The organism is Exiguobacterium sp. A1_3_1 (assembly GCF_048985645.1).
In the GTDB taxonomy this organism is placed as follows: Bacteria; Bacillota; Bacilli; order Exiguobacteriales; family Exiguobacteriaceae; genus Exiguobacterium_A; species Exiguobacterium_A indicum.
The window spans coordinates 1-7,625 of sequence record NZ_WBYY01000160.1; the positions used below are offsets into that span (position 1 = coordinate 1).

General features: G+C 44.4%; 6 protein-coding genes. 3 read left to right on the forward strand and 3 right to left on the reverse strand.

All coding sequences use genetic code 11. The annotated features are described in order from the left end of the window. Positions 1–475: histidine phosphatase family protein (locus tag F8N00_RS14495; RefSeq protein WP_421018438.1), on the forward strand; the 475-nt coding region annotated here is incomplete at its 5' end. 59 nt (positions 476–534) lie between these two features. Here the strand turns inward: F8N00_RS14495 and F8N00_RS14500 are convergent. Both F8N00_RS14500 and F8N00_RS14505 read right to left on the reverse strand, forming a co-directional pair. Next, positions 535–2,022 carry a phytoene desaturase family protein gene (locus F8N00_RS14500; protein ID WP_023467150.1) on the reverse strand — a complete coding sequence of 496 codons (1,488 nt, stop codon included), beginning with the start codon at positions 2,020–2,022 and terminating at the stop codon, positions 535–537. A 16-nt stretch (positions 2,023–2,038) separates the two neighbouring features. Then, the gene (locus F8N00_RS14505) at positions 2,039–2,584 is read right to left on the reverse strand and encodes a methyltransferase family protein (RefSeq protein ID WP_421018439.1); all 546 of its coding nucleotides are present in this window, start codon (positions 2,582–2,584) and stop codon (positions 2,039–2,041) included. 213 nt (positions 2,585–2,797) lie between these two features. On the opposite strand from F8N00_RS14505, the gene F8N00_RS14510 reads away from it, so the two are divergent. Next, on the forward strand, positions 2,798–3,631 hold the full coding sequence (locus F8N00_RS14510) for a D-alanyl-D-alanine carboxypeptidase family protein (protein WP_421018440.1): 834 nt from the start codon (positions 2,798–2,800) through the stop codon (positions 3,629–3,631). A 65-nt stretch (positions 3,632–3,696) separates the two neighbouring features. Beyond that, positions 3,697–4,173, forward strand: coding sequence for a hypothetical protein (locus tag F8N00_RS14515; RefSeq protein WP_023467153.1), 477 nt, complete (start codon positions 3,697–3,699; stop codon positions 4,171–4,173). 62 nt (positions 4,174–4,235) lie between these two features. Here F8N00_RS14515 and F8N00_RS14520 read toward each other — a convergent pair whose 3' ends face one another. After that, on the reverse strand, positions 4,236–7,376 hold the full coding sequence (locus tag F8N00_RS14520; protein WP_350468496.1) for an efflux RND transporter permease subunit: 3,141 nt from the start codon (positions 7,374–7,376) through the stop codon (positions 4,236–4,238). Between the last annotated feature and the right edge of the window lie 249 nt (positions 7,377–7,625).

A 7,625-nucleotide genomic window follows, 5' to 3' on the forward strand; every position in this document is an offset into this window, starting at 1 on the left:
GATACGTTTACTTGAAACGTTTCAAGAAATTCCAATCGACAGGTTCTACAGCAGCCCGTATCAACGGGCGATCGAGACGATTGCACCGCTTGCGGAGGCACGTCAACAACCAATCATTGAGGTAGAGGAACTACGAGAGCGATTGTTAGCACCGGGAGAGCTTGACGATTTTCAAGCAGCGGTCACATATGTATGGCAACATCCGAATGAAAATCCGTATGGAGGCGAAACGAACAACGAAGCGTCGCAACGCATTCGGCCATTCATCGACGAACTAGTGGAGAAGCATCCTGACGAAATAGTCGTTCTTGGAACACACGGAAACATCATGGTGTTACTCTTAGAAACATTTGATTCGACGTTTGATTACGCATTTTGGAAATCCTTACCAATGCCAGCCGTATGTCGAATGGATGTGAGATTAGGAGAAAAGGCGGACATTCATGTCGTACCACTTTTGACAAATACAAAGTAAAAAAAGAGACGGAACTGATGAGTGAATCAGTTTCCGTCTCTTTTGTAATTGGAGAAATCTTAAGGCGTAGGAACAGCACCTTCATGTTTTCGGATCAAATCAGCTGTTAATTGACCGGACAAGGTGACCATTGGTACACCGCCGCCTGGATGTGTCGACCCACCAACGAAATAAAGTCCTTCGTACAAGTCACTCTTCGATGGAATCTTGAATCCACCATTTTTCTTCCGATCGGCTGCGACACCATAAATCGATCCACCGTTTGGACCGTATAATTCTTTCAAATCCTCTGGGGTAAAGCGATATTCAAACTCGATCGATTCCCGAAGTCCATGAAGTCCCATCCGCTCCAGTTTATCGAGAACGACTTCGCGGTACGCATCCCAGTCGACCTCACCTTTTTGAAGTGTTAGCGGTGGAACGTGTGTCAAGACGAATAAGTTATCCTTCCCTTCAGGAGCTTGGGAAGCGTCGGATTTTGACGAGACACCGACATAAATCGTTGGATCCTCTGGAGGAGTACCTTCTTTGAACATTTGGGCGAATTCACGCTCTGGATTTTCTGAGAAAAAGAAATTATGATGCGCTAGCCCGCGATACTCACGATTTACACCGAGCAATAGGACAAGACCTGAAACGGAAGGGGCAAACGACGCTTGTAATTTTTTTGCCTGTTTCCGGGCTTTTTTCTCCGGAACGATCCGTTCGTAAGTCGGGATGACCTCAAGGTTTGAGACGACGATGTCGGCTGCATGGAATGTTCCGTTTGATAGAACGCCCACCGCTTTTTTATTTTCAAGGACGATTTGTTCAACGGGGGAGTTGAGGTGAACTGTGACACGGAGCTCATCAAGTAACCGTTTCATGGCACGCGCGATTTGGTACATCCCACCTTTGACATAATAGATACCGAGACCCATTTGAACATAAATCATCTGATTGAAGACAGCAGGTGCCTGATATGGGTTGGAACCGACATACATGACCATATAGTTGAATAGCTGTTCGAGATACGGATCATTGAGATGTTTTTTGGTTCCGGTCGCAACGGTATTCATCGGGTCCATCTTTAATAAATCAGACATCGTATGGTATTTTTTTAAGTCCTTTAAATCTTCAAGACTGTATTTATAAAAACTGTCGAGGCACAAGTCGTACATTTGTTTGGAGTACCGGAACAATTCGACAAAATCAGCCCGTGACGAGACGTGCTCGACTTCTTCGAGCATTCCAGGTAAGTCACCTTTGACATCGATTTTTGTTCCATCCTCAAAGAATGTACGCCATTGCGGTTCAATGCGCTCGATTTCTAAGTAATCATCCAAGTTACGATGAACGCTTGAGAAGAGTTGTTCGAGTACCCAAGGCATCGTTAAGATAGAAGGACCGGTATCGAAAGTAAATCCCTTTCCACTACGTTGATTCAGTTTCCCTCCAACGTTCGCATTCTTTTCAAGCATCGTGACTGCATAACCATCTCCAGCCAAACGAATGGCAGCAGACATACCAGCAAGACCAGCTCCAATGACGATTGCACGTTTCTTCAAATGGATCACTTCTCCTTTAGTAGATGAATGGAATCAATCGTTTTCGTTTTGCAGCCCATACCGTATAGGCGGGTCCAAAACCTTTCGTTAACATCGCTTCTTCGATTCGAATCCGGTAGAGCAAGAAAATGAACATCAGAAGTCCGGAGAGAATGAAAAGTCCGAACTGACCGGTGAACAGGGGGAAGCTCATCGTAATCAACAACAACCCACTGTATAACGGGTGACGTAAAAAGCGATAGGGACCGCTACTGACGAGCTGATCACCAGACGCCACGACGACATGACGAGTGAACTGTTGTTTTAAGTGGAGAATTCCCCATAGGCGTAAGGAAACACCACACCATAATAAAATGCATGAAGAGATGCGCATGACAGAAGAAACAGTTTCATTCGCAAAGAGGAAAGCGCAGACGATCGTTCCGCTTAGGACAAGGAAAATCAAATAAAAACTAACTTGTTCTACTGCGCCTGACTTAGACTCGGAGCGATTCCGGAAACGAATCATCTCGCCAATCCAGCAGATGCTACCGATACTGAAAATCCATTCCCAAAGTGACACGTACGCTACTCCTTTCTACATCAGAATCATGTTTCGAAAACGCATACATCGTTATTTACCCATTGTAATTCGTCCTTAAGCTACATTTAGAAAACTTCAGAAATACTTCATTTTCATGACAAGCATTCCGAAAGAACCATGTTTGAAAAAAAGAATGGTATTCTAATCTAAAATATGGAATGTAAATATTATTAGATGGAGTGAAAATCGAAAATGAAGAGAAAACAGATATTCATCATGACATTGGCAGTGATAGCTACGGTTACGTCCACGACGACTTACATACCAGCAGTCGATGCATCAACATCTTCTTATCGTCAAGCCAAGACATCCCTTCATTTACGTCAAGGGGCATCACTCGAGCAACCGAGTCTTGCGGTTATTCCGACAGGGATCTATGTGACGGAACTTTCGAAAGTCGGTACATGGTCAAAAGTACAATATGGTACGAAGATTGGTTATGCGAGTACGAAGTATCTACTGACGGATGAACAAATCGGTGGAAAGCGGATCGGTAAGACACTCATCGCGAATAAGAACTTAGCGCTCCGCGCGACGTACGCTCCTGGTGAGAATCAACAAGCAAGAGCTGCGTTTGAGAAAATGCGTGTAGCGGCTAAAAAAGAGGGAATTACGCTCGTTGCGTTTAGTACATATCGCTCCTATGCCTATCAAAAAACGTTGTTTGATAAATATGTTGCGCGTGATGGATATGAGAAGGCGAGTACGTATAGTGCAGAACCTGGGAAAAGTGAACACCAAACAGGTCTTGCGTTTGATATCGGAGGCGCTGATTCAACAAAATACGCCACGTTTAGCTTTTCCAAAACAAAAGAGGCAAAATGGTTGTTTGCGAATGCTCACCGCTACGGTTTCCATCTCCGCTATCCTTCTGGTAAAGAATCTTGGACGGGGTATACGTATGAGAGCTGGCACTATCGGTATGTCGGAGCAACGCTTGCCGCTCGTCTAAAAGTCAGTGGATTAACAATGGAGGAGTATTTCCACCTCGCACCATGGAAACCAGTAAAGGTTTCGACTCCTTAAAAACATGGTAAATAGAGGATGTTGGCTTAGTCGGTTATTCGTCTCAGGTGAAAGAGGTGGAACGAATGGCAAAAAAAGATGCGAAACATCACATCATGACGTTTACGTTCAAAGAAGAAGCGACATCCTATCAAGTGTTCAGTGAATTGAAGAAATATCATGCGCGAGGTCAAGTCGATTTCGAACAGATTGCCGTCATCAAGCGAAATGAGAATGGTGCTTTTTCGTTTGAAGATGCTGTGGATCTAAGTGGATCGAATCGCGCCGTCAAAGGTTCATTGATCGGAATGGCCGTTGGTATCTTAGGTGGACCATTCGGCATCTTACTTGGTTCGATGACGGGTATGCTGATTGGTGGATCAAAAGACATGAAGGAAAATCAAGAAATCCAAGAAACATTCAAACGAACACTCGGTGTCATTCCGCCTGGACAAACAGGAATCATCGCGATCGGTGAAGAGTTTGAGCCATCCGTCCTCGACGGATTAGTGGCGCAACATGATGGTACGTTGGAACGAACGGATGAACAGTTAGAGTCGTAAGGTCTTATAGAATGAAAAGGAGCCTATCGCTTGGATCGCGATAGGCTCCTTTTCATGTGCATTTACTTAGTCGTACGTTCTTTTTTTGCTTTCTTGAAGAAGAACAATTCATAGACGACAGGAACGATGATAAGTGTTAACAACGTAGAGGTCGTTAATCCACCGATGACCGTCAAGGCAAGACCTTTTGAGATCAATGTTCCTGAAGAAGTCGTTAATGCGAGTGGCACCAATGCCATGATTGTTGCAAATGCGGTCATCAGGATTGGGCGTAATCGCGTTTTACCAGCTTCAATCAATGATTCTCGAATCGGCATACCACGTCCGACGTTTTGACCGATGCGGTCGACGAGAACGATTGCGTTCGTGGTGACGATTCCGATCAACATCAAGAAGCCGATCATGACACTGACAGACAATGGTTCATTCGCAAGGAAGAGCGTGACGAGTGAACCGATCGGAACAAAGATCAGAGAGGACAAGATGATGAATGGAATCCGAGCTTTTCCGAACGTAATCAACATTGTCAGGTAAACAAGTCCGATTGCAACGACGATCGCAATTCCAAGTGATTGGAAGATTTCAACCGTATCGTCATTTCCGCCACCACTTGTCAATGAGACACCGTCTGGTAAATCGATTTTTTCGACGTCAGCTTTTACGGCATTCGATACGTTTTGAACGTCGTCTCCTTTGACTTGTCCAGATACGCGAGCATATACTTTTCCGTCGAGTTTCTGAATCGATGTGAAGGTCTCGACTTCATTGACGTTCGCGACATCTTTCAATGCGACAGGACCGTTTGCTGAGAAGAGTTGGACGTCTTCGAGATCTTCTTTCGAGACGAGTCCTTCTTCATAAGATAATTGTACGTCTTGATCCTTATTGTCGAGATTGAGCGTTCCGACCGTAACTGGCTTCGTTTGATCGTTAACGGTACCGAGAATCTGGAAACCAGATAGTCCGCGATCACTTGCTTTCTCAGGATCGATTTCTACGAGATACTGCTTTTGTTTTTCGCTGAAGTTGTTCGTGATATATTTCAAATCATTATTTTTCGACATGTTATCCTCGACGAGTTTTGCCGCCTCTTGAAGGGCTTCGAGGTCGTTCGAGAACAAGTCGACATCGACGTTGTTATTCGACGGAGGACCACCTGTTGATAGTTCAGCCACACTGATTTTGACATCGACGTTTTCATCTTGAGCGATGTCTTCCATCTGTGTTTCAAGTGACTTGATCGTTTTCTCGACGTTTACACCGTCTTTTAGATTCAAGAAGTAACTTGCTTTATTATCGAGACGTAAGCCTGTCGTGAAGTCACGCGCTCCGACAGAAGTCGTCACGTCAGCAATGGCTTTTTCTTTATCAAACATTTTTTCCATCTCAAACGAGACGTCACTTGTTTTTTCAAGTGATGTGGCAGCCGGAAGTTCAAGCGATGCCGTCAAGGTCTTCGATGCTTCGTTCGGAATGAACGTAAAGCCGAGACGCGGTACGATCGCAAGGGAACCACCGAGAAGGATGAACGATACGACCAAGATGATCGCCTTGTGCGAGAGTGATTTTTCAATCAGCTTGCCGTACCAACGTTGGAGAGCGCCTTCTTTTTCTTCCGCTGGTACCTTCTTGAATGCAAACTTCGCGAGAATCGGTACGATCGTGATCGCAACGAGTAGTGAAGCAAGTAATGAGAAAATAATCGTCAAAGCGAACGGTAAGAAGAACTTACCAGTAATACCACCGACAAATCCAATCGGTAGGAAGACGACGACGGTCGTCAGCGTCGATGACGTGATTGCTTTTAGAATCTCTTTTGTCGATTGTTCGATGATCTCATCCGTCATACCGGATTCGGATTTTCGGACGCGCCGGAAGATGTTCTCGATGACAACGATACTATCATCGACAACACGACCGACTGCAACAGCCATCCCACCAAGTGTCATGATGTTCAGGGAGATATCTTGCCAGTTCAAGAAGATAGCGGCGATGAGTAATGATAATGGAATCGAGACGATGGCGATGATCGTCGCGCGGATATTCCGCAAGAATAACAGAACAGCGAGTGATGCGAAGAGGGCACCAAGTAATCCTTCTTTGACGAGTGTCGCAACGGACTCCTCGATATCCTTCGCTGAATCAATCCCAATCGTATAGTCGACTTGGTCGTCATATTTATTGAGAATCTTCGTGACTTCATCTGCGATTTCGACTGTATTGGCATCTTGTTTTTTCGTGATTGCCATCGATAAGGAATCTTTTAAATCGTAACGCGTTTTTTCACTTTGTTGTGAGACGGCTTCGATTTTTGCGATATCCTCTAGGCGAATCGGTTCTGCAGGTTCAGACGCCTGATCTGCAGCTGCTCCACCTGTTGTACTTGGTGGACCTTGCGTTGCACCTTGTGGTGGACCGCCAGCAGATGAACCACCTGTTTGACCGTTACTTGATGAACTAGTCGCACCTGCAGCAGGTGTCAATTGTAGATTTTTGAGTTTATCTAGATTTTCTAGTTTTTCCTCAACGCGAATCGGAATTTTCGAATCGTTTTCTGATAGCTGACCAGATGGGAACGAGACATACTTTCCATTGATTTGTTCCTTGATGCTCGAGAGCGAGAGACCCGCTTCCGTCGCTTTCTCCTTATCGACGGTGATTTGAACGAGATCATCCTTATAGCCACCAACCGACACGCTGTTGATTCCTGGAATCTTATTAAGTTCAGGTTCGATATCTTCCTTTAGGATTTTTTCGATGTCTTTACCATCCTTACTAAAGAAAGAGATGTTATAGATCGGGAATGAACCAAATGACAAACGATTCAATTTCGTCGTTGCTTCCTCCGGTAGATTCGCATCTTGGATGGCAGCATCGATTTGTTGTTCGACCTTATCCATATCAGTATCGAACGGGAATTCGATGTTTAAGATACCGATACTTTCATAAGAAGAACTTGTTAGCTTGGTAGCCCCTTCAATTCCTTTTAGAGAAGTTTCAAGCTTTGAGACGACTTGTTTATCGACATCGTCAGGTGATGCACCAGGGTAAACCGCTTCGATTGAAATCTGAGGAAACTCGATTTCCGGGAACTGGTCGACTTTTAATTGTGAGAAGGAATACACGCCTCCTAAAATCAATAGGATTGCAATGATGAAGACAGCAACCGAGTTCTTCAAACTAAATCGGGTTAAAAAGTTCATATGAACGCTCCTTTCTTTTTATATGTGCTTATTTACATAGTAGAGGACACTCATAGAACCCGCAACTTTAAAACTGTTTTTATTTAAAAAGATCTTTTTGAAAAAAGATAATTTTTTTATGAAAAAGGCTTTACACTTTTCGATATGCTGCTATAATAAAAACATACCCAGTAACAACACAGCATGATTCTGTAGCTCAGCTGGGAGAGCGCTACCTTGACAGGGTAGAGGTCGCTGGTTCGAGCCCAG

Coding starts and splice junctions, on each gene's coding strand:
- F8N00_RS14510 (WP_421018440.1), top strand. CDS start 2,798: ATGAAGAGAAAACAGATATTCATCATGACATTGGCAGTGATAGCTACG.
- F8N00_RS14515 (WP_023467153.1), top strand. CDS start 3,697: ATGGCAAAAAAAGATGCGAAACATCACATCATGACGTTTACGTTCAAA.
- F8N00_RS14520 (WP_350468496.1), bottom strand. CDS start 7,376: ATGAACTTTTTAACCCGATTTAGTTTGAAGAACTCGGTTGCTGTCTTC.